The following is a 26,314-nucleotide window of genomic DNA, read 5'->3' on the forward strand; positions in this document are numbered from 1 at the left end:
CCCGCAGCACCTCGGAAGGACCTTCATGGCATCGACCACAGCGGCGGCGCCCGCGCACGCCAAGCGCGGGCGCACCGACCACCAGGCCGGGGTCTCGATGACCCACCGCCAGATCCTGGAGGCCCTGTCGGGCCTCATGCTGGGCATGTTCGTCGCGATCCTGTCCTCCACGATCGTCTCGAACGCCCTGCCGGAGGTCATCGCCGAGCTCGGCGGCGGCCAGTCGGCCTACACCTGGGTCGTCACGGCCTCGCTGCTGTCGATGACCGCCACCACCCCGCTGTGGGGCAAGCTCGCCGACCTGTTCAGCAAGAAGGTGCTGGTGCAGGTCGCGCTGGTGATCTTCGTGCTCGCCTCGGCGGCGGCGGGGCTCGCCCAGTCCGCGGAATGGCTGATCGTCTGCCGGGTGTTCCAGGGCATCGGCACCGGCGGCCTGTCGGCCCTGGCGCAGATCGTCATGGCCACGATGATCGCGCCGCGCGAGCGGGGCCGGTACTCCGGCTACCTCGGCGCCACGTTCGCCGTCGCCACCGTCGGCGGCCCGCTCCTGGGCGGCGTCATCACCGACACCGACTGGCTCGGCTGGCGCTGGTGCTTCTACGTGGGCGTGCCGTTCGCGCTCGTCGCCCTGATCGTGCTGCAGAAGACGCTGCACCTGCCCGTCGTGAAGCGCGACAACGTGAAGATCGACTGGGGCGGCGCGTTCCTCTCCACCGCCGCCGTCTGTCTGCTGCTCCTGTGGGTCACGTTCGCGGGCGACAAGTACGACTGGAACTCGTGGCAGACCTACGCGATGACGGGCGGCGCGCTCGTCCTCGTCCTGCTGTTCGTGCTGGTCGAGTCGAAGGTCTCCCAGCCGATCATCCCCATGCGGCTGTTCCGCAACCGCACGGTGGCCCTGTCCTCGGTGGCGTCGCTCTTCGTGGGCGTGGCGATGTTCGCCGGGACCATCTTCTTCAGCCAGTACTTCCAGCTGGCGCGCGACAAGTCGCCGACGATGGCCGGCGTCATGACGATCCCGATGATCGGCGGCCTGTTCGTCTCGTCGACCCTCTCCGGCCTCATCATCACCAGGACCGGTCGCTGGAAGGGCTGGCTGGTCTCCGGCGCCCTGCTGCTCACCGCCGGGCTCGGGCTGCTGGGCACCATCCGGTACGACACCGAGTACTGGCACGTCGCCGTCTTCATGGCCGTGATGGGCGTCGGCGTCGGCATGATGATGCAGAACCTCGTGCTCTGCACCCAGAACCAGGTGGCCCCCGCCGACCTGGGCTCCGCCAGCTCCCTGGTGACGTTCTTCCGCTCGCTCGGCGGCGCGATCGGCGTCTCCGCGCTCGGCGCCGTCCTGGCGCACCGGATCCCCGACTACGTCGCGGACGGCCTGCGGAACCTGGGCCCGAAGGGCGCCGAGCTCGCGCAGGGCGCGACCGGCGGCTCGGGCGAGATCCCCGACATGGACCAGGTGCCCGAGCCCCTGCGCGGAGTCCTCGAGAGCGCGTACGGGCACGGCATCGCCGACGTCTTCCTCATCGGCGCGTGCGCCGCTCTCGTCGCCTTCCTGCTCGTGGTCTTCATCAAGGAGGTCCCGCTGCAGACCAAGGGCGCGATGGACCAGTCCGCCGCCGAGGAGGCCGACTCCGCGGCCACGGAGGCCGTCGAGGACACCGAGGCCTATGCACCGGAGCTCGTCGCGGTCGGCGCCGAGCCGACGGCCCGGCGTGCCGTCCCGGCCGCGGGCGGCCCGCCCGTCGGCGACGGCGGGACGGGCGGCGTTCCGGGCGGTGTCACCGTGCACGGCCTGGTCCGCGGCGCCGAGGGCGCCCCGCTGCCGCAGGCGGCGATCACGCTCATCTCGCTCGGCGGGCGCCAGCTCGGCCTCGCGATCGCACGCTCCGACGGTGCCTACGCGGTCGACGCGCCGGGTGCCGGCACGTACGTGCTCATCGCCTCGGCCGACGGGTTCCAGCCGCAGGCCTCGACGATCGTCGTCGGCGCGACGCCGTTGGCCCACGACGTGCTGCTCAGCGGCACCAGCGGCCTGCGCGGCGTCGTCCGCGGCCCTGACCTGCAGCCCGTCGCGGGCGCGATGGTGCTGGTCACGGACGTTCGCGGCGACCTGCAGGCGAGCACCGGCACGGCGGAGGACGGCACGTTCGCGCTCGAGGAGCTCGTGCCCGGACCGGTCACCGTGGCGGTCAACGCCGCCGGGTTCCGGCCGCGGGCGCTGCCCGTCGACGTGGGCGGCGCCGGCGTCACGCGCGTCGAGGTCGAGCTCGCCGCGGGCGCCCGGGTGACCGGCGTCGTGCGCGCCCCGCACGGCCCGCTCGCGGACGCCCGCGTGACGCTCGTCGACGCGGCCGGCAACGTCGCGGGCACGGCCACGACCGGCCCGGACGGCGCCTACGCGTTCACCGACCTTGACGGCGGCGAGTACACCGTGATCGCGACGGGCTACCCGCCGGCCGCGACGGCGCTGAGCCTCGCCGGCGCGGGCGTCGACGGTCACGACATCGTCCTCGCCCACCCGGCCGAGTGAGCGCGGAGGTGAGCGGGATCCTGACCGCGAGCGTGCGGACGCGCGACGGGTGGGCGGTGCCGCACGCCGTCGTCACCCTGACGGACGCCGGCGGCGCGCAGGTGCTGCGGGTGGCCGCGGACGACGACGGTGCGGTGCGCGGCGAGGCCGCGCTCGCCCCGGGCGGGTACGTCGCCATCGTCACCGCGGTGGGCTACGCGCCCGCCGCGACGTCGGCGATCGTCACCGCGGCGGGCCGCGCCGCCCTCGGCACGGTGACGCTGGCCCGGCAGGGTGGCACGGAGCTGCCGCCGCCGGGGCCGTGGACGATCGACCCGGCGCACTCGTCGGTGACGGCGGTGGCCCAGCACCTGGGCATCTCCAGCGTGCGGGGCCGGTTCACCGAGCTCGCCGGCCGGATCGACGTCGCGCCCGGCGACGTCTCCCGGTCCGGCGTGGCCGCGGTGATCGCGGCGGCGTCCATCGACACCGGCAACGCCTACCGGGACGGCCACCTGCGCTCCCCGGACTTCCTCGACGTGGAGCGGTACGAGCACATCACGTACCGCTCCACGGGGATGAGCCCGGTCGCCGACGGCCGCTGGACCGTGCACGGCGACCTCACCCTGCACGGGCTGGCGCACCCCGTCGACCTCGACCTGACCTACCTGGGCACCGGCGCCGACGCGCAGGGGGTGGTGCGCGCCGCGTTCCGCGCCACCACCGAGCTGCGCCGCGACGCCTTCGCCATCCGGTACAACGAGGTCGCCGCCGCCGGCGTCGCCATCGTCGGCACCACCCTCAAGGTCGAGCTGGAGATCCAGGCCGCGCAGGGCGCCGCGCTGCCCGCGTGACGCCCCGCCCGACGCCCCGCCGACGCCCCGCCCGACGTCGTGGCGCTACTCGCAGGCGGTCCCGTCGTTGTCGCCGTCCAGCCGGGAGGAGTAGCCGGGGTCCCCGCGGTGGACCGGCGCCGCCCCGGCCGCCCGCGCCGCGTCGCAGTTCGCGAACGGCTCCTGCGGCTCGGCGCCGGCGTCGTCGTCCGCCGGGTCGTCCCCCTGATCGTCGACCGGCGCGACGTCGGGCGCGGGCCCGCCGGCGGGCAGCGGCTCGTCGGGGCACCGGGCCAGGATGCCCGCGATGGCGTCGTGCTCGGCCTGCGTGACCCAGAGGGCGTATGCCTGCTTCACCGCGACCTGCCGCGCCACGTACTGGCAGCGGAACGCCTTGGACGGCGGCAGCCAGGTCGCGGCGTCGCCGTCGCCCTTGCCCGAGTTGGTCGGCCCGTCGACGGCGAGCAGGTTGAGCGGGTCGTTGGCGAGCTGCCGGCGCGCGACGCCGTCGAGCTGCTGGGCCCCCTTCTGCCACGCGTCGGACAGCGCGACCACGTGGTCGATCTGCACCGCGGTGGACGTCGCCTGCCCGCGCAGGAAGTCGATCCGCGTGCCCGTGTACGGGTCGGCGAGCACGCCGCTCAGCACGATGCAGTCGTGCGTGCCCGGGTCCGTGACGGTGCGCGTCAGGTCGCGCGCGAGGACGTCGTTGCGCGTGTCGCAGCCGTTGTGGTCGATGTCGGCCCACGCCGGCCCGAACTGGTCGCGGGAGTACCCCGTCTGGGGCGCGCGGCCCTTCACCGGCAGGCCCGAGAGCGCCGCGAGCGCCGTGCCGGACGCCGCGGGCGCGGACTCCCCCGGCGCGGACTCCCCAGGCACGTCCGGCGCGGGCGCCACCGTCGCCGCCGGCGGATCCACGTCCGCGCCGCCGATCCCGGACGCCGCGGGATCGAGGCCTCCGGCGCACGCCCCGAGGAGCAGCGCGACGGAGGCACCCAGCGCCGCGATGCCGACGCGCCGGGTGGTGGTCGCAGCCCTCACCGGGCGGGGTGGGCGAGCAGGTCGGCGTACTCGGGGTGCCGCTGCACGTACGCCTTGACGAACGGGCACAGCGGCACGATCTTCTCCCCGGCGGCGCGCACCTGGTCGAGCGCGCCGGCGGCGAGCTGGGACCCGATCCCCTGCCCCTCGAAGGCGGGGTCCACCTCCGTGTGCGTGAAGACGACCACCGCCGCCCCCCCGTCGTCCTTCCGCTCGTAGTACGCGCCGCCGGCGCGGCGACCGTCGTCGAGCCGGGCGAGGAAGACCTGGTGATCGCGGTCGTCGACGACCGTCACGGGGGTGGGAGTGGCGTTCATGGCCCCCATCCTGGCCGCTGACCCCGGCGTCTGTCGCCTCCCGTGCCGGGGCGAGACGGACCTCACGGTGCCTGGCGGGCCGGCTTCTCGTCGCGGGGCAGCAGGCGGTGCAGCAGCGGCGTGTTGACCCGCACGGTGAAGAAGTCGATGAGCGGCCCTGCGAAGAACGCCGTCATGACCGTTCCCACCCCCACGGGGCCGCCGAACACGACCGCCAGCCCCACGAACGCCAGGTCCTGCACCACCCGGACCGCCCGGTAGCGCCACCCGGTGCGGTCGACGACGATCGGCGCGATCGCGTCGTACGGCGCCGTCCCGATCCCCGCGGTCATGTAGGCCGACGCGCCCGCGGTGAACAGCACGATCCCCACCCCGAAGAGCACGGCCTGGAGCAGGTGGCCGGGCGGGTCGGGCACCAGGGGGTCCAGCAGCGCACCGAACCACTGCACGAAGAACCCCGTCATCACCATGTTGATGACCGTGCCCAGGCCGACGTAGCGGCGCGCCCACACCACGACGGGCACGAGCAGGACGACGTTCACGGCGAGCTGGTACGCCCCGAGCCCCATGCCGAGGTGCCCGCTGACCCCGATGTTCGCCGCCGTGAACGGGTCGACGCCGACGTGCGCGGACAGCAGCACGGCCGACCCGAGGGCGAGCACCGCGACGCCGCCGAGTGCCCAGAGCGCACGCGGGACGAGCTGCGCCGCGCGCACGCGGCCCCTGGCGGTCATGGGTCGTCACGGTAGGCGTCGTGCGGCGGGCGCGCGCGGTGGCGCTGCCGCCCCGTGGCCGGGGTGGGAGAATCCGGCAGTGACCGTGCCCGTCCCCGAGGGCCCCGACACGGCGTCGGCCGCCCGGAAGCGCAACCCGTACCTCGACGTCCTCCGCGTGCCGGGAGCCCTGCCGTTCTCCGCCGCGGGCGTGATCGCCCGGCTGCCGATGTCGATGGTCGGCATCGGCACGGTGCTCATGGTCCAGGCCCTGTACGGCTCGTACGCGATGGCGGGCCGGGTGTCGGCGGTGCTGGTGGTGGCGCAGGCGCTGGTCGCGCCGCAGATCGCCCGCCGCGTGGACCGATCGGGTCAGGCCCGCGTGATGACCCCGATGCTGGTCGCGACGACGGTGGGGCTGCTGGGGCTGGTGGCGGCCGCGACCCTGGGCGCCCCGGAGTGGGTGCTGTGGGTGTGCGCCGCGGTCGGCGGCGCGAGCCAGGGCTCGTACGGGTCGCTCGCCCGGGCCCGCTGGTCCCACGTGCTGCCCGAGGCGCAGCGCGTGCACACCGCCTACTCCCTGGAGTCGGCCCTCGACGAGCTGGTGTTCATCGTGGGTCCGGTGCTGGCCACGACGCTCGCGACGACGGTGATCCCGTCGGGCGGCCTGCTGGTGGCGGCCGTCGTGGGCGGCGCGGGCGCCGCCTGGTTCCTCACGCAGCGGCGCACAGAACCGCCCGCTCGCGGCGCCGCCGTGCCCGCGGACGGCGAGCGCGTCGGCACGGTGGCGCACCCCGACGCCGTCCGGCTCGAGCGCCGCTCCGCGATCCGCATGCCCGGGATGCCGGTGCTCGCCGTCGTCTTCGTCGGCATGGGTGTCATGTTCGGGTCGAGCGACGTCGCCACCGTGGCGTTCGCGGAGGAGCAGGGGGTCAAGGGCCTCGCCGGGCTGGTGCTCGCCTGCTTCGCGCTGGGCTCGATGGTCTCGGGCCTGGCGTACGGGGCCCGGCACTGGGTGTCCCCGCTCTCGGTCCGCTTCACGGTCACCGCCTGCGGGATCGCCGTCGGCGTCTCGCTGTTCTTCTTCGTCCAGAACCTCGTGGTCCTGGGCGTGGTCATGTTCGTGGCCGGCTTCGCCATCGCGCCCACGCTCATCAACGGCAACGCCCTGGTGCAGGCGCTCGTCGCACCGCACCAGCTCACCGAGGGCCTCACCTGGGTGGGCACGTCGCTGGGCGTGGGCGTCTCGATCGGCTCGTGGCTGGCCGGTGTGGCCGTGGACGCCGCGGACTCGCACGCCGGGTTCCTCGTCACGATGTCGGGCGGCTGGGCGTGCGCCCTGCTGGCGCTCGCCGCGCTGCCCGGGATGAGACGCCGGCGCCCGTACGCCGCCGTCGCCGGCTAGTCGAACCGCGGGGTCAGGGCTCCGGGTGGCGCGCGTCGTAGCGCCAGAACCGGGGCTGCAGCCGCACGACCAGCCACAGCACGGCGACGCACGCGAGCCCGCCGACGACGGCCGCCCACCCCTCGCCGAACCACGTGGCCTCCGAGCCGAGCACCATCTCCCCGAGCCGCGGCCCGCCCGCGACCACCACGATGAACACGCCCTGCAGGCGGCCGCGCATGTGGTCCGGCGTCGCGGTCTGCAGGATCGACTGGCGGAACACGGACGAGATCGCGTCGGAACCGCCCGCGAGCAGCAGCGCCACGCCCGCGAGCACCACGGCGCCCCACAGCACGCCGTCCGGCGCGCCCGGCCCGACGGCGACCAGCACCGCGCCGAAGGCGGTGACGCTCAGCCCCCACGCCGTGATCGCCCACACGATGATCCGGCCCTGCCACCGCACGCGGACGAGGGCGCCGGAGAACACGCTCGCGAGGATGCCGCCGACGGCGAACCCGGCGGCGAGCACACCCGTCGTCGTCTCCCCGCCGCCCAGGTAGAGGGCGCCCGCCGCGGGCCACAGCACGCGCGGGAAGGCGAGCACCATCGCGGCCAGGTCGACGACGAACGTCGTGCGCACGTTCGGCCGCGTCGCGAGGTAGCGCAGCCCGTCGAGCACGGAGCTCAGCCCGACGACGCGCCGCCGGGCGGGCGCGGCGCCCGTCGCGTCAGCGTCCGCGCCGTCGTCCAGCGGCTGCTCGGGCGGGACGGCGGGCAGCCGCCACACCGCCCACAGCGCCGCCGTGAACAGCAGCGCGTCGAGGGTGTACGCCCAGGCGTACCCGAGCCGGGCCACGAGGAGCGCGCCCACGAGCGGACCGCACGTGAGCGCCACGTTGAACGCCAGCGTCTGCAGGGCGAGGGCCGCCGGCATGAGCTGCGGCTCCAGCAGGCGCGGCACGATCGACGTGCGCGCCGGGTTGTTGATCGCGAACGCCGCCGACTGCAGCGCCACCAGCCCGTACAGCAGGTTCACCGAGCCGACGTCGAGCCAGGCCTGCGCCGCGATCGCCGCCGTCACGAGCCAGAGCACCGACGACGCGAGCAGCGAGACGCGGCGCCGGTCGTAGTGGTCCACCAGCGCCCCGCCGTACAGGCCGAGCGCGACCAGCGGCACCAGCGCCGCGATGCCCAGCGTGCCCACCGCGAGCGTGGACCCGGTCAGGGCGTACACCTGCAGGCCCACCGCGACCACGGTGATCTGCGTGCCGATGTTGGAGACGCCGAGGCCCCACCACAGGCGACGGAACGCCGGGGAGACGCGCAGCGGCGTGAGGTCGGCGATCAGTCGGGGCACGGTGTCCCAGGGTAGGCGTGTCCACGGGCAGCCCCGGGCGGGTCTCCCGGGCACCTCCGTCGAGGGTCCGGTGATCGTCCGCCCGGGGCCGCCACGCGCACCCCGCGGTGCCGGTGGTGTCGTGGGCGCGGCCCGGCCCCCTGCGCCGTGCTGCGCCCACGCCGACCCCAGCCGGGGCGGAGCTGCCACGGGACACTCCCCAGTGATCCCCCGTGACAGCGCCGCCCCGTCCGGAGCCGGTACCGGCTCCGGTGGGGTCAGCGGGTCGCGACCGCGAGCGCCTCCCTCCGACGACGCAGCAGCAGCACGCCGCCCGTCAGCATCAGCAGCAGGGACAGCCCCAGCAGCCGCAGGTCCCCACCCGTCGTCGGCAGGGTCTGCATCGCGTCGGTCCCGTCGGCACCGGCAGCGCCGGACGCCGCCGTGGCGCCGTCGGACCCGGTACCGCTCAGCTGTCCCGAACCGTCCGAGCCGGGCGCCTCGGCCACCGGACCGCCCACGGGGCCGGTCGCGCCGTCGCCGGTGCCGTCACCGGGGTTGTCGGTGCTGCCACCGCCACCGTTGTCACCGTCACCGGGGTCCGTGCCGTCACCAGGATCCGTGCCGTCACCAGGATCCGTGCCGTCACCAGGATCCGTGCCGTCACCAGGATCCGTGCCGTCACCGGGATCCGTGCCGTCACCGGGATCCGTGCCGTCACCGGGATCCGTGCCGTCACCAGGATCGGTGGCGGTCGTGCCGTCCTCCAGGACGTCGTCGACCAGGCCGTCCTCGGCGAGGACGTCGTCCGTCACGGCCCCGAGGTCGCCCTCGAGCAGGTCGTTCGCCGTGTCGTTGAGGTCCTCGACGACGTGCTCGACGAGCTCGTCGGTCACGCCGTCCTGCGGCTCGTCGGCGCCGATGATGTCGTCCACGGTGCCGTCCTCGCCGGCGATCCCGTCGACGGTGTCCTCGACCAGGTCACCCGTGCCGAGCAGGTCGTCCACCGCGCCGGTCGAGTCGACGACGTCGTTCAGCACCGGGTCGAGACCCTGGTCCTCCAGCACGTCGTCCACCAGGCCGTCGTCGGCGGTGAGGTCGTCCACGACGCCCGGCAGGTCGCCGGCCGTCACCGAGTCGAGCGTCGAGTCGACGTCGTCGACCACGGCCTCCACGAGGCCGTCCGTGACGCCGTCCTGCGGCTCGTCGGCGCCGACGACGTCGTCGACCACGCCGTCCTCGCCGAGCAGCCCGTCGGCCGTGTCCTGCACCGCCGAGCCGGTGCCCAGCAGGTCGTCCACCGTGCCGGTCGAGTCGACGACGTCCCCGAGCACCGGGTCCAGGCCCTGGTCCTCGAGCACGTCGTCCACCAGGCCGTCGTCGGCCGTGAGGTCGTCGGTCACGGCGCCGAGGTCACCCTCGGTGACGTCGCCGACGATCTGCTCCAGGTCGTCGAGCGCGTGCTCCACGGCCTCGTCCGTGACGCCGCCCTCGGGCTCGTCGGCACCGACGACGTCGTCCAGGACGCCGTCCTCACCGGCGATGCCGTCCACGACATCCTGCACCAGCGACCCGGTCCCGACGGTGTCGTCGACCGTGCCCGCCAGGTCCGAGACCTGATCGACCAGGTCGTCCGCGGCCGTGTCGACGCCGCCGTCCTCCAGCACGTCGTCGAGCACGCCGTCCTCGGCAGCGACCTCGTCGACGACGCCCGGCAGGTCGCCGGCCGTCACCGAGACGAGCGTCGAGTCGACGTCGTCCAGCACAGCCTCCACGAGACCGTCCGTGACGCCGTCCTGCGCCTCGTCCGGGCCGACGACGTCGTCCACCACGCCGTCCGGCCCGAGCAGACCGTCCACCGTGGACCGCAGCAGCGACTGCGTGCCCAGCACGCCGTCGACCGCGCCCGCGGTGTCGGCCACCGCAGCGGTCAGCTCGTCCACCGCGCCGTCCAGCCCGGACACCTCACCGAGGTCACCGAGGTTACCGAGGTCACCGAGGTCACCGAGGTCACCGAGGTCACCGAGGTCACCGAGGTCACCGAGGTCACCGAGGTCACCGACGATCGTGTCGGTCGCACCGTCCTCCAGCGCGTCGTCGACGAGCCCGTCGTCGGCGACGACGGAGTCCACGACGCCGTCCAGGTCACCGGCGGTCAGTGCACCCAGCGTCACGTCGACGTCGTCGAGCGCGTGCCCCACGACCTCGTCCGTCACACCGGCCTCGGGCTCGTCGGCACCCAGGACGTCGTCTGCGACGCCGTCCTCACCGAGAAGCCCGTCGACCGTGCCCTGCACCACAGGCTCGGTACCCAGCGCAGAGTCCAGCGCACCGGCCGCGTCCGAGACCCCGGCCAGCACGTCCTCGACCGTGGCGTCGACGTCCGTCAGCGCACCGAGGTCACCCAGCCCAGCGCCCGGCAGCTCACCGCCGCCAAGACCAGGCAGACCATCCACGACACCGGTCAGATCACCGACATCACCCAGGCCGTCGAGGTCACCCAGGCCGTCGACCGACCCCAGGTCACCGATACCGGGAAGACCGGCGGTCGCGTCACCCTCGAGCGCATCGTCGACGAGGCCGTCGTCGGCGACGACGGAGTCCACGACGCCCTCCAGGTCACAGGCGGTGACGCCGTCGAGCGTGCCGTCGACGTCGTCGACCGCGTGCTCCACGACCTTGTCGGTGACTCCGGCCTCGGCCTCGTCGGCACCGAGGACGTCGTCGGCGACGCCGTCCTCACCGGCCACCGCGTCGACGGCGCCGTCGGCGACCCCGCCCACGGTGTCCCGCACCGCCGTGCCGGTACCGAGGACCTCGTCCACCGCCTCGGTCGCCGAATCGGCGGTCTCGCCGACCTGCTCGAGCGCCGCATCGACGCCCTGGTCGTCGAGCGCGTCGTCCACGACACCCCCGTCGGCGGTGACGTCGTCCACGACACCCTCGACGTCACCGGCGGCGAGACGTCCCGTCGCCTGCTCGACGTCGTCGACCACGTGCTCGGTGACCTGGTCGGTCACACCGGACTCCGGAGCGTCGGCGCCGAGGACGTCGTCCACGACACCTCCGTCACCGGTGACCCCGTCGACGGTGTCCCGGACGTCCGCACCGGTGCCGAGCGCCTCGTCGGCGGCTCCCGCCACGTCCGACACGGCGTCCGACGCACGGTCCACGGTCTCGTCGACCGCGCCCCCGGCGCCACGCTCCGCGGGCTGCGGCACGTCGCCGCTCCCGCGGTCGTCGCCCCCGCCGGACGTCGCGTCCTCGGTGGCGGACCCGTCCGGACCGTCGCCGGCGCCGTCCCCGGCTGTCGCGTCGTCCGACCCGGTGTCCGCCCCGGCGCCATCGTTCGCAGCGCCGTCGTTCGCAGCGCCGTCGTTCGCAGCGCCGTCGTTCCCGGAGTCGCCGCCCGCCGGTTCGGCGGGCTGGTCCTCGATCGCGTCGTCGACGACGCCGTCGTCCCCGGCGACGTCCTCGACGACGCCCTGGACGTCACCGGACTGGACGTCGTCCGCCGTCCGGTGCACGTCCTCGGCGACGGCGTCCACGAGGTCGTCGGTCGTCGTGTCGGACTCCTCGTCCGGCCCGGCGACGTCGTCGGCCGCGCCGTCGTCGCCGGCGACGGCGTCGACCACGGCCTCGACGCCCTCCGTGTCGACCTCGGGGAGGTCCACGGGCGTGTCGAGCTCGGCATCGTTCGTCTCCTCGGAGACCTCGCTCAGGCGGAGGTCGACCGAGGTGTCCGTTCCGACGGTGGCGTCGACGACGTCATCGTCCGCAGCTTGGGCCGTCACGGCCCCGGCGACCACGAGGCCGCCCGCGACGAGCGCTACTTTCAGCGCTCGTCGGACATGGGTATGCATGATCCGCTCCTGACTGACGTGGTACGCGGGTGGCGGACGCCGCCCGCGGTCGCTGTCGCGCGTGAGGGCGCGACGCGACCACGTCAGGCAGGAGAGACGGGGATGTCGAAGGCGACCGCGGGAAGACGGTCGAGCTGGTCGCCCGCGGGGACGATCCACGCCCGCGCGGTCAGGTTCGTGCGGCCCGCGAGGTCGGCGGCGGCGTCGCCGCCCGACGACACACGGGTGGTCGAGGAAGAGCCCGACGACGCCGGGCTCGCGGCGGGTGCCGAGGGCGTGCCGGGCACGCTCTCCCGCTCGGACGGCGCGCTCCGCAGCTCCTCGGCAGCCGCGGCCGCGTCGAGCACGGGGGCGGCCGGCGCCGGCGGGGCGAGGGCGGGCGCCGCGGGGACGACCGGCCCGGGCGCAGCGGCCGGGTCGGTGGCCGGGACGACGTCGGACGTCGACGCACCGGTCACCGACGGCTCGGGCACCGTGGCCGTGGCCGCGTCCCCGTCGACCGGGGCGGGCAGGTCGAGCACGGGCTCCAGCACCGGCTCCAGCACGGGACCGACGGCCGGGGCCACCGCGTCCACGACCGGCTCGACGACGGGCTGCAGCGCACCGCCGACCGGCTCGACCACGGGCGCGAGGGCGTCGACCACCGGCGCCGCGGCGCCGAGGACCGGCCTGACGACGGGCTCGAGGGAGTCCGTCACCGGCGTCACCAGCCCGACCACCGGGTCGAGCACCGGGTCCAGGGTCGTCAGGACCGGCGCCACGACGGCGCCCACGCCGTCCGTGACCGGGGCGAGCGGGCGCGTCACCTCGTGGACCACCCGGCCCACCGGCACCAGCACGGGCGACAGCGCGTCCGTCACGGGGGCCAGCGTCTCCGCGGCCGCACCCGTCACGGGCTCGAGCGCCGCGCCGACCGGCGTCGTGACCTCCTCGACCACACCGGCAACCGGGTCGACCACCGGCGACAGCGGGGTGACGATCCCCTCGATCAGCGCGCCGACCGGATCGGTCACCGCACGGACCGGGGTCGTCACCGCCTCGACGGTGCGAGCCACCGGCTCGAGCATCGTCTCCCGCTCCGCGGGCTCGCCGGCAGGAGCATCGGCCGCCTCCGGCGCCACGTCCACAGGTGCGGGCGAGGTGCCCGGCAGCTCGGACGGGGCGTCCTCGCCGCGGGCGGGTCGCTCGGGCTGCCCCTCCGGTTCCGCGGCCGGCTCCTCGGCCGGCGCCTCGGTCATCTCCCCGGCCGCCTGCTCCGCCTCGCCGGTCAGCTCGCGGGCCACCCGCTCGGCCGCCTCCTCGGCGGGCGCGACGACCTCGTCGTGCACGGCCTTGTGCAGCCGCTCGACCTTCTCACGGACGGGGGCGACGGCCTCGTCGACCGCGTCGCGCACGGCGTCGGGACGAGGCTCGGCGGACCGCTCGCCGTCGACAGCCTTGGCCTCGTCCGCGTCAGGCTCGACGACGTCCGGCTCTGCCACGTCCCGCTCGGCGTCCACCTCTGCACCGTCGGGGGTCTCGGCGTCCGGCGTTTCCTCCGCGCCCTTCTCGACCGCGCCCTTCTCGACCGCGGGCTTCGCGGGAGCGGGCTTCGCGGGAGCGGGCTTCGCGGGAGCGGGCTTCGCGGGAGCGGGCTTCGCGGGAGCGGGCTTCGCGGGAGCGGGCTTCGCGCGAGCGGCGTCCTCGACCGGTGCCTGCGCCGCGGGCTCGATGTCGGCGGGCTCGCTCCGAGGCGGCTCGGGCGCCGCCTTCTCCTGGCCGACCGGCTCCTCGGCCGGTGCCTGCGCCGGCTCCTCCTGGCGAGGCTCGCCGTCGCCGCGCGCGCGGTCGTCGTCGTGGTCGATGAGCGACCGGACGACGGACGCCAACGGGCCCTCGTCCCCGCCGTCGTCGGCGGACGCTGCCCCGGCGAGGGTGACGCTCAGCGCGGCCGCCCCGGCGAGCCCGACGGCCGTCCCGGCCACGCGCGCGAGCCAGCGCCGGCGGCGTCCTGCCGCCGGAGCACGGTCCACGCTGCGTGTCACTCGGCCCCCTTCGATGCCACGCGGGGTCACGGGTTGCTCGGTCATGACCCAGATCACACTGTGACGCCCGAGCAACAGTCCCGCAACAGCAGCGGGCGAGATTTCACCCGCGGGTCAGGCCACCGACGTCCCGAACAGCAGGCCGAGCGCGTACGTGACGGCAGCGGCACCGAACCCGATGGCGAGCTGGCGCAGCGCGCGCGTCCACGGCGACGTCCCCGACAGGAGCCCGGTGATCGCGCCCGTGATCAGCAACGACACGCCCACGAGCGCGGCTGCGACGGCGATCGCCGGGAAGCCGGTGAGCCCCAGCAGGTAGGGCAGCACGGGGATGATCGCGCCGGACGCGAAGAAGCAGAAGCTCGAGATCGCGGCGCCCCAGGCGGTGCCGTGCGTCTCCAGGTCGTCGTCCTGCTCGACGACCGGGGCCGGCGCGGGCTCGCCGTCCCGCTCGTCGTCGAGCACCTCCGGGGCGAGCGTCCCGGTCGCGGCGAGGCCGGCCAGCACGCGGTCGGCCCGGCCCTGCGCCTCGTCGGACGACATGCCACGGGCGCGGTAGACGAGCGCCAGCTCGTTGGCGTCGACGTCGAGGTGCGGCAGCACGGTGGCGCTCTTCGGGTCGGGCGTGGACGCCTCGAGCAGCTCGCGCTGCGAGCGCACGGACACGAACTCGCCGGCGCCCATGGACAGCGCACCGGCGAGCAGCCCCGCGATGCCGGTGAGGAGCACGGTCTGCGACGAGACGCCGGAGGCGCCGATGCCGAGCACGAGCGCGAGGTTCGAGACCAGGCCGTCGTTGGCGCCGAAGACGGCGGCGCGGAACGTGCCGGACATCCGGTTGCGGCCGCGGGAGGCGAGCGCGCGCACGACCTCCTCGTGGATCTGCTCGTCCGCCGCCATCGTGGCGGTCGCGTGCTCGTCGGCGTCGTACGACGACCGCGCCTCGGCCCGCTGCGCGAGCGCGAGCACGAAGACGCCGCCGAAGCGTCGGGCGAGCAGGCCGAGCATGCGGGTGCGCAGGTCACCGCGCAGCGGCCGGCCGACGTCGTCGCCCAGGAGGTCGAGCCAGTGCTGCTCGTGCCGCCTCTCGGCGTCCGCGAGCGCGAGAAGGATCGCGCGCTCCTCGCCCGTGCGTCGCCGGGCCAGGTCCCGGTAGGTGGCGGCCTCGGCGCGCTCGTCGGCCAGGTAGCGCCGCCACTTGCGGATGTCGGCCGGGCGCCGGGCGGGCTGGTCGCGCGAGGGCCGATCGTTCTCGGGCATGCGGTCTCCGGGCATGCCACTTCCAGGCATAGCGGTGCCGTCGGTCATGCCGCCATGATCACCGCCGCGGACCGCTCGTGGGTTCCGGGCGGAGCCGCGCCCTCTTCCGGGGCCGCGCGCCCGAGTTTTCGGGCGTCCGCAGCCTGCGGGTTCCTCGTTCGGCGGGCGACGGCGTGGACGCGGCCCCGAGTGTCACCGGCTCGGGGCACAATGGGGGCGGCAACCAGGGGCTCGGACACTGGGAGACTCCGGCGTGATCATTGTCAGCACTGACGGCTCGTGCCTCCGTAATCCCGGGGGCGCGATCGGCTGGGCGTGGATCGCCCACGAGGGCGGCCGCTTCGACTCGGGCGGCGCTGCGTCCGGCACCAACCAGGTCGCGGAGCTCACCGCGCTCCTCCGCGCGATCGAGGCGCATCCCGGGGCAGAGCCGCTCCTCATCGAGTCGGACTCGCAGTACGCGATCCGGTGCGCGTCCGAGTGGATCCACGGGTGGAAGCGGAAGGGCTGGCGCACCGCGTCCGGCGACACCGTGAAGAATCTCGAGCTGATCCGCTCCATCGACGCCGCCATCACCGGCCGCAGGGGCCCGGTCCGGTTCCGATGGGTGCGCGGCCACGTGGGCAACCCGTTCAACGAGCGGGCCGACCAGCTCGCCGGCCTCGCCGCGCAGGACTGGGCGGCCGGCCGCGGCGGCGTCGACGAGCTGCTGCTCTCGGAGGACGCCGGCGCGAGCACCTCACCGCGCGAGGACGGCGCGGACCGCTCGGCGGGACGTCCTGCGCGGGACGCAGGGTTCGCCGAGGCCACGCCCGTCGGCGCGCGCGGCGACACCGGCTGGGAGCTCGGAACCCTCTTTGACTAGCACGACCCCCCTGACCAGCGCGGCCTCGACCGGCACGGACGTGACGGCCCGCCCGGCCGCTGCCGACGTCACGGTCGAGCACGCCTCGGACAGGCCGCTCGACCTCGCGCTGACGCTGGGCCCGTTGCGGCACGGCGCGTACGACCCCACGTTCCGGCGCACCCCCGACGGCGCCGTGTGGCGCACCACGCTGGTGCGCACCGGACCGGTGACGCAGCGGTTCGTCGCGACGGGACCGCGCTCCGCCGTGGTGCAGCACTGGGGCCCGGGCGCACGGGAGGCGGCCGACGCCGTGCCCGAGCTGCTGGGCGAGGCGGACGACGCCTCCGACTTCGTCCCGCCGCCGCAGGCGCACGACGTCGCGCGGCGCACGCCGGGGCTGCGGATGTGCCGCAGCGGGCGGGTGCTGGAGGCGCTGGTGCCGGCCGTCCTCGAGCAGAAGGTGCAGGTCGTGACCGCGCACCGGGCGTGGCGCTGGCTCGTCGCCCGGCACGGCTCGCCCGCCCCGGGGCCCGCCCCCCACGGCCTGACGGTGGTGCCGTCCGCGCGCGGCTGGGCCGCCGTCCCGACGTGGGACTGGCACCGCGCGGGGGTCGACCCGCGACGCGCGGCGACGGCGGTGCGGTGCGCGCAGGTCGCGGCGCGGCTCGAGGACGCCGTCGGGATGCCGGCCGACGAGGCGCGTGCCCGGCTCGAGAAGGTGCCGGGCGTCGGGGTGTGGACGTCGGCCGAGGTGGCGCAGCGCGCTCTCGGCGACGCGGACGCCGTGTCGGTGGGCGACTTCCATCTCGCCGCGGCGGTCGGTTGGGCTCTCACCGGCGAGCGCACCGACGACGACGGGATGCTGCGGCTCCTCGCGCCGTACGCGCCCCACCGGCACCGCGTCGTGCGGCTGCTGTTCCTCGACCGCAGGCCGCAGGCCCCGCGCCGGGGCCCGCGGCTGTCGATCGCGGACTACCGCGCGATGTAGCCGGTCAGTCCGGCAGGCTGCACACGCCGTCCACGCAGACCGCGCCGTCGTCGCCCAGCAGCTGCAGCGGACGTTCGTCCGCGCCGTGGTGGGGCGCCGCCGCCTCGGCCGCGCTGACGGTCATCAGCGTGGTGCGGCGCGGGTTGGCGATCGAGCGGTACGAGCTCTCGGTGGCGTCGTTCATGTTTCTCCTCCAACGGAACCACTGCCGCGGTACGACCGGGCGTGGTGGGCCCGAGACCGCGACGCCCCGCGACGGTGCGGGCTGGCCTCGATTCTCGGTGATACTGCGTCTCACAGCCAGGGCTGGCGGTGTGAGATGCGCCTCGCTCGCCCGGCTCAGGCCTCGGCGAGCACCTGGTCGAGCACCTGGACGAAGACGCCGGGGTCCTGCGCGCCGGACACGCCGTACCGGCCGCCGAGCACGAAGAACGGGACGCCGTTGATGCCGTACGCGCGGGCGCGGGCGATGTCGTCCGCGACCGCCTCGGCGTAGGTGCCGGCGTTCAGCGCGACGACGACGGCCTCGCGCTCCAGGCCGACCTCGGCGGCGAGGTCCGCGAGGTCCTCGACGTGGCCCACGTGCTCGCCCTCGGTGAAGTACGCGCGCAGCAGGCGCTCCTTCATCTCGTCCTGCTTCCCGAACGCCTTGGCCAGGTGCAGCAGCTCGTGCGCCTTGAGCGTCTTGGTGTGCCGGACCTGGTCCATCCGGTAGGTGAGGCCCTCGGCGGCGGCGAGCGCCGTCACCTGGTCCTGCATCTGCTGGGCGGTCTCCAGAGGGATGCCCTTGTGGTCGGCGAGGAACTCCGTGGCCGTGCCCTCGAAGTCGACGGGGGTGTCGGGCGAGAGCTCGAACGAGTGGTACTCGACCTCCACCTCGGGGGCGGCGCCGTCCCGCTCCGCCATCCGCTGCAACGCGGACTCGAAGCGGCGCTTGCCGATGTAGCACCAGGGGCACGCGACGTCCGACCAGACGTCGACCTTGAGGGGGGCGTTCTCGATGGTGGTCACGTACGCACGAACGCCCCGCCGCGGGAGGCGATTCCCAAGGCGGGGCGTGTCGTGCGTCGCAGACGCCTCTGAACGACGGGGCGTCAGTTGAGCGGCGCGGTCTCCTCCGACTTCGTCGGCAGCTGCCCGCCCGCGATGCCCGCGATGAGCTGGTGGATGTCCACCCCGGTGAGCTGCTTGACGACGCCCTGGCCCTCGCCGAGCACGGACGCCACGGTCTTGGTCACCGCCGACGCGCCGTCGGTGGAGACGACGGTCATGCCCTGGATCGAGCCGATCGGCTCGGCCGCGGCACGGACGATCTCGGGCAGGCGCTCGATGAGCTCCTGCACGAGGGCGGCCTCGCCGTACTTCTTCAGCGCCTCGGCCTTGGCGTCCGTGGCGACGGCCTCGGCCCGACCCTCGGCCTCGACGGCGAAGGCCTTCGCCTCGCCCTCCGCCTTGATACCGGCGGCCAGGGCGATCTGCCGGTCGCGCTCCGCCTCGCCGGCGCGGCGGACCGCCGTCGCCGAGGCCTCGGCGTCCTGGATCGCCGCCGTCTTGTTCGCCTCGGCGATCGTGGTGCGCTTGAAGGCGTCCGCCTCGGTGGCGGCGTTCGCCGCGTCACGGCGGGCGGTGGCCTCCTGGACCTCGGCGTACGCCTTCGCCTCGGCAGGCTTGCGGATCTCGATGTCGAGACGCTCCTGCGTGACGCGGGCCTGCTCGGCCAGCGCCTCGCGCTCCTGCTGCGCCACGAGCCGGTCCTGCTCCGCGCGGGCGAGCTGCCCGGCGGCCTCGGCCTCGGCGTTCGCGCGGTCCGTGTCGGCCTTGATGACCGCCTTCTTGAGGTCGAGCGCCTTCTGCCGCTCGGCGATCTGCTCGGCCGCCTCGATGACGGCGAACTCGGAGACCCGGCGGGCCTCCGCCTCGGAGACCTCCGCGACCTGCAGGGCACGGGCGCCCTCCGCACGTCCGAGGTTGGAGAGGTAGTCCGACCCCGGCGTCGAGATGTCGGAGATGTTGAGCAGGTCGACCTGCAGGCCCTGCTCCGCCAGGTCGGTCTTGGTCGACTCGACGACGCGGTCCGACAGCCCCTTGCGGTCGGAGATGATCTGCTCGATCGTCATGTCGCCGACGATGGAGCGCAGCGAGCCCTCGAGGGACTCCTTGATGATCTCGGTGAGCATCTCCTGCTGGGACAGGAAGCGCTGCGCCGCGCGGCGCACGCCCTCGTCGTCGCCCCGCACCTTGAAGTTGATCGACGCCTTGATAGCGATCTTGATGCGGTTCTTGTCGACGCCCTCGACGGTGATGCCGATCTGCCGCTGCTCGAGCGAGATCGCGAAGCCCTGCTGCAGGATCGGCCAGACGAACGTGCGGCCGCCGATGACGACGCGCTGGCTCTGGCTTGCCGTCTCCTTCTTGCCGGCACCACGGCCGACGATGACGAGGGCCTGGTTCGGCGGGACCCGGCGGATGCGCTGGGCGACGAAGATGCCCACCGCGAGGAACGCCACGACGAGCGCGAGCACCGCGATCGTGGTGATGAAGCTGCTGTCGGTCGAGTCGAACATGGTGCGCGCCGGAGCGCGTCTCCTTCCGGTCGTGGGGAGGGTTCAGCGGGCCTGCGGGCCGGGGACCCCGACACGCACGGTGGAGCCGGAGTGCTCGAGCACCACGACGCGGGACCCGGCCGCGATGGGCTCGTCGGACCGGGCCAGGCGACGCTCGAGCTCGCTCGGGACGTCGAGGGAGACCTCGCCCGAGGCCGCCGTCACGTCCGTCGTCGCCGTGCCGTGCGCGCCCACGAGCGAGACGGTGACGCCGTCGTCGCTCGCCGCGAGCCGCCGCACCAGCACCTGCGCCAGGACGACGGCCAGGAGGCCGACGACCGCGGAGGCCACGTACGCGATCCACGTCGCGAGATCGTTGGCGACGACGATCGTGCCCACCGCACCGAAGACGACCGCGCCGACCCCGAGCGACGTGCCCGACAGCGCCCCGTCGCCGAGGTCGACCAGGTCGCCGACGAGGAGCGACACGAGCAGCAGGACCATCCCTGCGGCGCCGATGAGAACGAAGACGAGCACGGGCGGCCTCCCCGAGTGGCGAGTGATGAAGATGTGACGGTCCTGTGACGGCGACGACACCCTAGCGAACTCTGGACGGTTCCTGGACAGCCCGTCCACAGCGCCCTCCCCAGGCCGTCCGGGTGCCGTCGTCGCAGGTCTGCGTGATGCTCGGAGCATGCCTCTCGTGCCGAGCAAGGACCCCCAGCTCGTGCTCCTGCGCCACGGCGAGACGGAGTGGAGCGTGAGCGGCCAGCACACCGGCCGCACCGACGTCGCGCTCACCCCCGCCGGCGAGGAGCAGGCCCGCACCGCGGGGCGAGCCGTCGCGGGGATCGAGTTCTCCGCCGTCTACACGTCGCCGCTCGAGCGCGCCCGCCGCACGGCCGCGCTCGCCGGCCACCCGGACGCCGTCGTCGACCCCGACCTCGCCGAGTGGGACTACGGGCCCGTGGACGGCCGCACCAGCGCCGACGTCGGCGACCTCCTCGGTCACCCGTTCCAGATCTTCGACGACGGCGTGCGCGTGCTTCCGCCTGACCCGGAGCACGGCGACGGGCGCCCCGGCGAGCTGCTGGAGGACGTCGCCGCTCGCGCCCGGCGCTTCGTGGAGCGCGCCGACGCGACCCTGCAGGACGGCGGGAACGTGCTCGCCGTGGCGCACGGCCACCTGCTGCGCGTGCTCGCCACCGCCTGGCTCGGCATCGACCCGCGGTTGGGGTCGCGGCTCGAGCTCGGCACCGCCGCGATCTGCCAGCTCGGGTACGGCCACGACCTGCGCACCATCGAGGGCTGGAACCTGCCGCCGCACGTCTGATCCGCCGGCGAGAAGCCGCGCCGTCCCCGGTGCCCGGTCTGGCACGATGTGCGCCATGGCCCTGAACGACGACGACCTCATCGACGGCGAGCGCGTCGTCATGGACCTGCACGAGCACGCGAAGGCCGTGGTCTGGCCGTTCCTGCTGCTGCTCCTGCTGCTCGTCGCCGCCGCGTTCTCGTTCGTCGTCCCCATGGACGACGTGGTGCGATGGATCGTGCTCGGCCTGCTGCTCGTCGTCGCCGTCGTGTGGGTGCTGGTGCCGTGGCTGAAGTGGCGCACCACCTCGTGGACCGTCACCACCAAGCGCATCGCCATGCGGTCCGGGATCGTCACACGGGTGGGCCGCGACATCCCGCTCTACCGCATCAACGACGTCGCGCTCGAGAAGGACCTCCTGGACCGGCTGCTCGGCTGCGGCACCCTGCAGGTCTCCGACGCCACCGAGAAGGCGGGCATGGTGCTGCGCGACGTCCCCCGCGTCGAGCGGGTGCAGGTGCAGCTGCAGGAGCTGCTGCACCACGCCGACGACGGCTCCGACGACGGCGAGTGGCCGCCGACCGAGCCGCCGCGCGGGCGCCGCCGCTGAGCGAGCCTCACCAACCGGCGCCTCGACCACCTCCTCATCCAGGCGGTCCACGCGGCGCTGGCGCTACCCGCGCCGCCCCCGGCTCCCGTACCGCGGGCGAGCCAGCACGATCCAGGCGCAGGCGACGCCCATCGGGACCAGGGTCAACGCTGTCACCGCGATGCCGTCCAGCGGGCCTCCCTCGTCCGCGGACAGGGTCGTCGCGGTCAGCAAGGACAGCACCATGTTGTTGCCCGCATGGGCGAGGCTCGACGTCCAGACCGTCCCCGAACGCAGGCGCAGCCAGGTCAGCAGGATCTCCTGCAGCACGAAGGACGCCGTCCACACCGCCAGACCCAGGAGGACGTGCGAGAACTCGACGTACCCCAGGAATGCCAGCGGGTAGTGCCACACCGCCCAGATCAGACCGGTCGCGAGGGTGGACACCCAGGGCCGGTGCGGCGCCAGCCGCAGCCGCAGGTACGAGGTCCAGCCGAACTCCTCGCCGCAGTACAGCGGGGTGAGGACGAGGACGAGCACCTGAAGGCCCACGACCGTCACCCACCAGGGAGCGCCGCTCCCGTCGGCCATGCTCGACGACGGCGCCCAGAGGCCGAGCATCGCGGCGGTCACCAGGGTCCCGGCGGTGAGCGCGAGCGGCCCCCACCAGGCGATCAGGTAGTGCGGCCAGGCCGTGCGCCAGCGCGGCCGGAGACCTGCGTCGGCGAAGCCCTCACGTGTCACCCAGCGCCGCACGACGACGGCCGCCACGGCCGGGGCGAAGGCGAACGGGAGCTGGACCAGCGGGTCCACCACGGACCAGCCCAGGACGAGCCGTGCGACGAGCACGTATCCCCAGGCAGGGACGAAGGCGAGCAGCAGGAACCAGGCGAGTCCGCGGGTCCGGGAGGAAGCACGAGGGGGCGAGGGCATGGGGAAGCTCGGTCCGATCTGACGAGGAGGTTGACGTGATCGATCGTCGCCTCGAGAGGCACCCCGGGAATCCCGAGCGGGGGCGAGGTGTCCGTCGCCCGAAGGTGGGGGGCCGCACCTCCCTCTCCTGGGGGAGGTGCACCCGGTCGTCGACGGCGAGACTTGGCGCGTGCCGACCCTGACCCACCGCCTCTTCGGGCCTGCCGCGCTCCGCTCCGCGGGCTACACCTTCGGCGGCCTCGCCCTCGCCGTGCTACCGACACCGTTCGCGCTCGTCGCAGCGCTCGCCGTCCCGCTGCCTCCGACCGGACGTCTCCTCGTCTTCGCGGTCGTCTGGGCGGCCCTGCTGGTCGCCGTCGGACTGGCCCCGGTCGCGCACGAGGGCTACGTCCGCCTGACCGACCGGCTGCTTGGCACGAGCCTGGGCGTGGTGCGGCGCACCCGCGGTCGGCAGGTGGGGACCGGTGTGTGGGCTCTCGTGCACGCCGTCGCCGCCTGCTTCGCCGGCGGCGTGTGCTCTCTGCTGGTCCTCACCGCCGCGACTCCCCTCCTCGTGTGGCTCGACGGGGGTGGGAGCATGGCGCTCCTGCGCGGACAGGTGACCGTCCCGGCGGGGCCTGCCGGCGCGTGGACGGTCGTGCTCGCGCTGTGCTGCGGCGTCCTCGGTGCCGCCGCGACCGCCGCCCTCGGTGCGGCTCTCCGGGCATGCGCGCCGCGGCTCCTCGGCCCGGGACAGGACGACCTCGTCGCGGCGGCCGAGGAGCGCGCTGCGGTGCTCGCCGACCGCAACCGTCTGGCGCGGGAGCTGCACGACTCGATCGGGCACACCCTGACGGCGTCGACGATCCAGGCGGCCGTGGCCGGTCGCATGGTGGACCTCGAGCCGGACGTGGCGAAGGCGGCGATGGCGAGCATCGAGCAGACCTCGCGGGTGGCGTTGGAGGACCTCGACTACGCGCTCGGGCTGCTGCGCGACGGATCCACCTCTCCGCGTCGGTCCCCGAAGACGCTCGCCGACCTCCCGGAGCTCCTCGACCACGTGCGGCGGACCGGGGCTGCCGTGCACGCCGAGCTCGGGCCCGACGCGACGTCGGTCCCGGCGACGATCTCGAAAGAGGCGTACCGGATCGTCCAAGAAGGGCTGACGAACGCGATGCGGCATGCGCGACGGACGCCGGTCCGCGTGACGGTGCGGGTGACGGCCGCCGTGCCGGGCGGGCAGCTGGAGATCGAGGTGGCGAACCCGATGCCGGTGCCGGCCAGCCGGCCCGGACGCTCCGAGCCCGGGCCGCCGGAGGACGTGCGGCCCGGTGGCGGGCACGGGTTGGCCGGCGTGACAGAGAGGGTGCGCACGCTGCGCGGAACGGTGACCTTCGGCGCGACCGACGGACCGGACGGGCCGGCCTGGCTCCTCTCGGCCCGCCTGCCCCTGCCGACCGGGCGGGGGTGAGGGCGTGCGCGTACTCATCGTGGACGACGAGGAGCTCACCCGGAGAGGGTTGCGGGCCCTGTTGTCGTTGGAGCCCGACATCGAGGTGGTGGGGGAAGGCGCGGACGGCGCGGAGGTCGTGCCGTTGGTGCTGGAGCTCCGCCCGGACGTGGTCCTGATGGACGTGCGCATGCCGGTGATGGACGGGATCGCGGCGACGGTCGCGCTCCGTGATGCCGTGGTGCGCGACGCGGCACTGCACCAGGAGGCGCCGGCGCCGCCCAGGGTCGTCGTGGTGACGACCTTCGAGAACGACCAGTACGTCTACGACGCACTGGCCGCGGGCGCGGACGGGTTCCTGCTGAAGCGGGCGCCCTCCGAGCGGATCGCGGCAGCCTTGCGGCTCGTGGTCTCCGGGGACAGCCTGCTGTTCCCCGAAGCGGTCCGACGGCTGGCGCGAGCGCGTCCCACCGCCGCAAGGACAGGCCCGGAGCGGGCGCTCACAGCCAGGGAGCTGGACGTGCTGCGACTCATGGCCGCCGGGCTCTCCAACCAGGACATCGGTGCTCGGTTGTACGTGACCGTGGAGACCGTGAAGACCCACGTGGGGAACGTGCTGACCAAGCTCCCTGCGACCAACCGGACGCAGGCAGTGGTCATGGCCTACGAGTCGGGCCTCGTGGAACTCGGGGGGACGGGGTAGCGCCGCGACATGACGCAGCGCCGTGGGCCTGCCCGGCGGATCGCGGCCGGCTCAGAACGGCGGCCACGGGCCCTCGTCAGTGCTCTGGACCACGTCGTGCCTTCCGACCGGTGGGATCTGGTCTGGCGGGATCTGGTCCGGTAGCCCGTGGACCATGGGCGGCCGGTCGAACCGGTGCCCCGTCGGCGACGTCCAGCGGGTCGTGCCGGACGCGGGGTCCCGCTCCGCCCGCCAACCGCCGACGGTCTTGGCGCGGTGGTGGGTGCGGCACAGCGCGTGCAGGTTGCCGCCGTGGGTCTGCGGGTCGTCCGACGCGGGGTCGTAGGGGTCGACATGGTCGAGGTCGGACGTCGCGGCAGGCACCCGGCAGCCGGGGAACGTGCACGTGACGTCCCGCGCGACGACGGCTGCGCGCAGGGCCGCGCTCGGGCGGTAGGAGCGGGACGACAGGTCCGTCAGCACGCCGCTCGCCGGGTCGGTGAACAGGCGCTGCCAGACGGCGTCCGGGTCGGACGCGAGCGCCCGCGCCATCGCCGCCGGGATCGGCCCGTGCCCCGCGAGGATCGCCGGCAGGTCGTCCGAGCCGAGCAGGGTCGACGCCGCCACCGTGACCCGGATGCCCGCCCGCGGGTGCGGGTGCCGCGGGGACGGGGGCACGCTCACGTCACCGCGCGTCGCCGAGCCTCCGACGGCAGGCCGCCCTCCGGTGACGGCCGGCCCGGTCGTGTCCTCTCGGGGCGCGAGCCCGCCGGTGGCGAGGCTGCCGGTGACGAGCGCGGTGAGGGCGTCGGCGCGGCACTCGTCGAGCCGTCGCGTCTCCCCCGGCGCACGGCGCATCGCGAGCCCGGCGTCGTCGATGGCGGCGAACGCGCGGGCGGCGTCGTCCGCGGGCAGGTAGGCGGTGAGGTAGGCCATCGCGTCGTCGACCGGCTCGAGCCGGACGAAGCGCTCGGCGCGCGCGGCGCGGTGCCGCTCCTCGGTGCCGTCCGGGTCCGCCTCGATCTCCGCCCGGCGCATGCGTGCGCGGATCTGCGGCGCCGTGAGGTGCTCGGCATCGGGCAGCACGCCGGCGACGACCTCGCGACGGAGGTCGTCGGGCAGCCGGCCCGCGTCGATCAGGGCCTCCGCCTTGGGACGGTCGACGACGCCCGCCGCGAGGGCGTCCGCCACCTCGGGCAGGCGGGCGGTCCCGTGCGCCACCGTGACGAGCTGCGCCGCGGCGCGCCGGGTCAGCCCGAGCCGTGCCGCGACGGCGTCCGCCACGAACTCGTGCCGCGACGACCCGCGCGTGCGCTCCAGCATCTCGGCCAGGACGCGCGCCGATCCCGCCTGCGCCCACGCCGCGACCCGCTCCCAGGCGGCCAGCACCTCGAGGATCGTGAAGTCGTCCAGCTCCGCCTCGTCCAGCGCCGCCAGCGTGCCGGCGAGGCCCGGGCCCGCGGCCGCGTCGTCCAGCACGGCGAGCAGCGGGCGCCCGTCGTCGGGGCCGGCCGCTCCGCCGACGAGCTCCCTGCCGACAAGGACCCTCCCGTCGAGCACCGCACGATCGGGCGACCAGCGAAGGTCGGTGACCCGGCGGCCGACGACGTCACGAGGCTCGCCGGGCGCACGGTCGGCGCCGTCGTCCCGGAGCAGCCCGGCCAGTGCCTTTTCGAGGACCGTCGCGCGCACCGCCGTGACGTGC

Annotated in this window: 22 protein-coding genes; 9 read left to right on the forward strand and 13 right to left on the reverse strand. The window is 74.7% G+C overall.

Translation table 11 applies throughout. From position 1 onward, the window contains the following. Window positions 1-25: 25 nt before the first annotated feature. Both ACFCZN_RS07545 and ACFCZN_RS07550 read left to right on the forward strand, forming a co-directional pair. On the forward strand, window positions 26-2,536 hold the full coding sequence (locus ACFCZN_RS07545) for an MFS transporter (RefSeq protein WP_430556357.1): 2,511 nt from the start codon (window positions 26-28) through the stop codon (window positions 2,534-2,536). Between the two features lie 8 nt (window positions 2,537-2,544). Beyond that, on the forward strand, window positions 2,545-3,369 hold the full coding sequence (locus ACFCZN_RS07550; protein WP_430556358.1) for a YceI family protein: 825 nt from the start codon (window positions 2,545-2,547) through the stop codon (window positions 3,367-3,369). Window positions 3,370-3,414: 45 nt separating this feature from the next. Here the strand turns inward: ACFCZN_RS07550 and ACFCZN_RS07555 are convergent, their stop codons facing one another. From ACFCZN_RS07555 to ACFCZN_RS07565, 3 genes are all read right to left on the reverse strand, one after another. Continuing rightward, window positions 3,415-4,389 (reverse strand): DUF1524 domain-containing protein, encoded by a 975-nt coding sequence (locus tag ACFCZN_RS07555; RefSeq protein ID WP_430556359.1) that lies wholly within the window; start codon window positions 4,387-4,389, stop codon window positions 3,415-3,417. After that, window positions 4,386-4,706, reverse strand: coding sequence for a GNAT family N-acetyltransferase (locus tag ACFCZN_RS07560; RefSeq protein WP_430556360.1), 321 nt, complete (start codon window positions 4,704-4,706; stop codon window positions 4,386-4,388). Before ACFCZN_RS07560 ends, ACFCZN_RS07555 begins: the two co-directional genes overlap by 4 nt. A gap of 62 nt (window positions 4,707-4,768) precedes the next feature. After that, window positions 4,769-5,440 (reverse strand): YczE/YyaS/YitT family protein, encoded by a 672-nt coding sequence (locus tag ACFCZN_RS07565; protein ID WP_429765510.1) that lies wholly within the window; start codon window positions 5,438-5,440, stop codon window positions 4,769-4,771. 79 nt (window positions 5,441-5,519) lie between these two features. Between ACFCZN_RS07565 and ACFCZN_RS07570 the strand changes: the two genes are divergently transcribed. After that, window positions 5,520-6,824 (forward strand): MFS transporter, encoded by a 1,305-nt coding sequence (locus ACFCZN_RS07570; protein ID WP_429765508.1) that lies wholly within the window; start codon window positions 5,520-5,522, stop codon window positions 6,822-6,824. 13 nt (window positions 6,825-6,837) lie between these two features. Here the strand turns inward: ACFCZN_RS07570 and ACFCZN_RS07575 are convergent, their stop codons facing one another. From ACFCZN_RS07575 to ACFCZN_RS07590, 4 genes are all read right to left on the reverse strand, one after another. Then, a complete protein-coding gene (locus ACFCZN_RS07575; RefSeq protein WP_429765506.1) occupies window positions 6,838-8,160 on the reverse strand; it encodes an MFS transporter in 1,323 nt (440 codons plus the stop codon). A gap of 257 nt (window positions 8,161-8,417) precedes the next feature. Beyond that, on the reverse strand, window positions 8,418-12,002 hold the full coding sequence (locus ACFCZN_RS07580) for a hypothetical protein (protein WP_430556361.1): 3,585 nt from the start codon (window positions 12,000-12,002) through the stop codon (window positions 8,418-8,420). A gap of 83 nt (window positions 12,003-12,085) precedes the next feature. Further along, the gene (locus ACFCZN_RS07585; protein ID WP_430556362.1) at window positions 12,086-14,026 is read right to left on the reverse strand and encodes a hypothetical protein; all 1,941 of its coding nucleotides are present in this window, start codon (window positions 14,024-14,026) and stop codon (window positions 12,086-12,088) included. 114 nt (window positions 14,027-14,140) lie between these two features. Beyond that, window positions 14,141-15,286: a VIT1/CCC1 transporter family protein gene (locus tag ACFCZN_RS07590; protein ID WP_429765500.1), complete on the reverse strand. Its 1,146-nt coding sequence runs from the start codon at window positions 15,284-15,286 to the stop codon at window positions 14,141-14,143. Window positions 15,287-15,539: 253 nt separating this feature from the next. On the opposite strand from ACFCZN_RS07590, the gene ACFCZN_RS07595 reads away from it, so the two are divergent. Next, complete coding sequence (locus tag ACFCZN_RS07595; protein ID WP_430556363.1) at window positions 15,540-16,151, forward strand: ribonuclease H; 612 nt, start codon at window positions 15,540-15,542, stop codon at window positions 16,149-16,151. Continuing rightward, a complete protein-coding gene (locus ACFCZN_RS07600; RefSeq protein WP_430556364.1) occupies window positions 16,144-17,121 on the forward strand; it encodes a DNA-3-methyladenine glycosylase family protein in 978 nt (325 codons plus the stop codon). The genes ACFCZN_RS07595 and ACFCZN_RS07600 overlap by 8 nt, the downstream gene beginning before the upstream one ends. A 4-nt stretch (window positions 17,122-17,125) precedes the next feature. On the opposite strand, the gene ACFCZN_RS07605 is transcribed toward ACFCZN_RS07600, so the two are convergent. The 4 genes from ACFCZN_RS07605 to ACFCZN_RS07620 all read right to left on the reverse strand — a co-directional run bounded on the left by ACFCZN_RS07605 (window position 17,126) and on the right by ACFCZN_RS07620 (window position 20,201). Continuing rightward, on the reverse strand, window positions 17,126-17,305 hold the full coding sequence (locus ACFCZN_RS07605; protein WP_380244887.1) for a hypothetical protein: 180 nt from the start codon (window positions 17,303-17,305) through the stop codon (window positions 17,126-17,128). 155 nt (window positions 17,306-17,460) lie between these two features. Continuing rightward, window positions 17,461-18,132 carry a DsbA family oxidoreductase gene (locus ACFCZN_RS07610; protein WP_429765495.1) on the reverse strand — a complete coding sequence of 224 codons (672 nt, stop codon included), beginning with the start codon at window positions 18,130-18,132 and terminating at the stop codon, window positions 17,461-17,463. An 83-nt stretch (window positions 18,133-18,215) separates the two neighbouring features. Further along, a complete protein-coding gene (locus tag ACFCZN_RS07615; protein ID WP_430556365.1) occupies window positions 18,216-19,685 on the reverse strand; it encodes a flotillin family protein in 1,470 nt (489 codons plus the stop codon). Window positions 19,686-19,727: 42 nt separating this feature from the next. After that, a complete protein-coding gene (locus ACFCZN_RS07620; RefSeq protein WP_430556366.1) occupies window positions 19,728-20,201 on the reverse strand; it encodes an NfeD family protein in 474 nt (157 codons plus the stop codon). Window positions 20,202-20,358: 157 nt separating this feature from the next. Here ACFCZN_RS07620 and ACFCZN_RS07625 point away from each other — a divergent pair, with 157 nt between their 5' ends. Together ACFCZN_RS07625 and ACFCZN_RS07630 are read left to right on the forward strand one after the other, a co-directional pair. Further along, window positions 20,359-20,997 carry a histidine phosphatase family protein gene (locus ACFCZN_RS07625; RefSeq protein WP_430556367.1) on the forward strand — a complete coding sequence of 213 codons (639 nt, stop codon included), beginning with the start codon at window positions 20,359-20,361 and terminating at the stop codon, window positions 20,995-20,997. Between the two features lie 55 nt (window positions 20,998-21,052). Continuing rightward, window positions 21,053-21,586, forward strand: a complete 534-nt coding sequence (locus ACFCZN_RS07630; RefSeq protein WP_430556368.1) for a PH domain-containing protein — start codon at window positions 21,053-21,055, stop codon at window positions 21,584-21,586. A 63-nt stretch (window positions 21,587-21,649) separates the two neighbouring features. Here ACFCZN_RS07630 and ACFCZN_RS07635 read toward each other — a convergent pair whose 3' ends face one another. Next, on the reverse strand, window positions 21,650-22,498 hold the full coding sequence (locus ACFCZN_RS07635; RefSeq protein ID WP_430556369.1) for a type II CAAX prenyl endopeptidase Rce1 family protein: 849 nt from the start codon (window positions 22,496-22,498) through the stop codon (window positions 21,650-21,652). Between the two features lie 169 nt (window positions 22,499-22,667). Between ACFCZN_RS07635 and ACFCZN_RS07640 the strand changes: the two genes are divergently transcribed. Together ACFCZN_RS07640 and ACFCZN_RS07645 are read left to right on the forward strand one after the other, a co-directional pair. Beyond that, entirely contained in the window at window positions 22,668-23,948 is a 1,281-nt protein-coding gene (locus tag ACFCZN_RS07640) for a sensor histidine kinase (RefSeq protein WP_430556370.1), read from the forward strand. A gap of 19 nt (window positions 23,949-23,967) precedes the next feature. Further along, entirely contained in the window at window positions 23,968-24,630 is a 663-nt protein-coding gene (locus tag ACFCZN_RS07645) for a response regulator (RefSeq protein ID WP_430556371.1), read from the forward strand. Between the two features lie 51 nt (window positions 24,631-24,681). Here the strand turns inward: ACFCZN_RS07645 and ACFCZN_RS07650 are convergent. Further along, on the reverse strand, window positions 24,682-26,314 hold a 1,633-nt coding region (locus ACFCZN_RS07650; protein WP_430556372.1), incomplete at its 5' end, for a DUF222 domain-containing protein.

This window comes from Isoptericola sp. NPDC056134, from assembly GCF_042264825.1.
GTDB lineage: Bacteria > Actinomycetota > Actinomycetes > Actinomycetales > Cellulomonadaceae > Isoptericola > Isoptericola nanjingensis.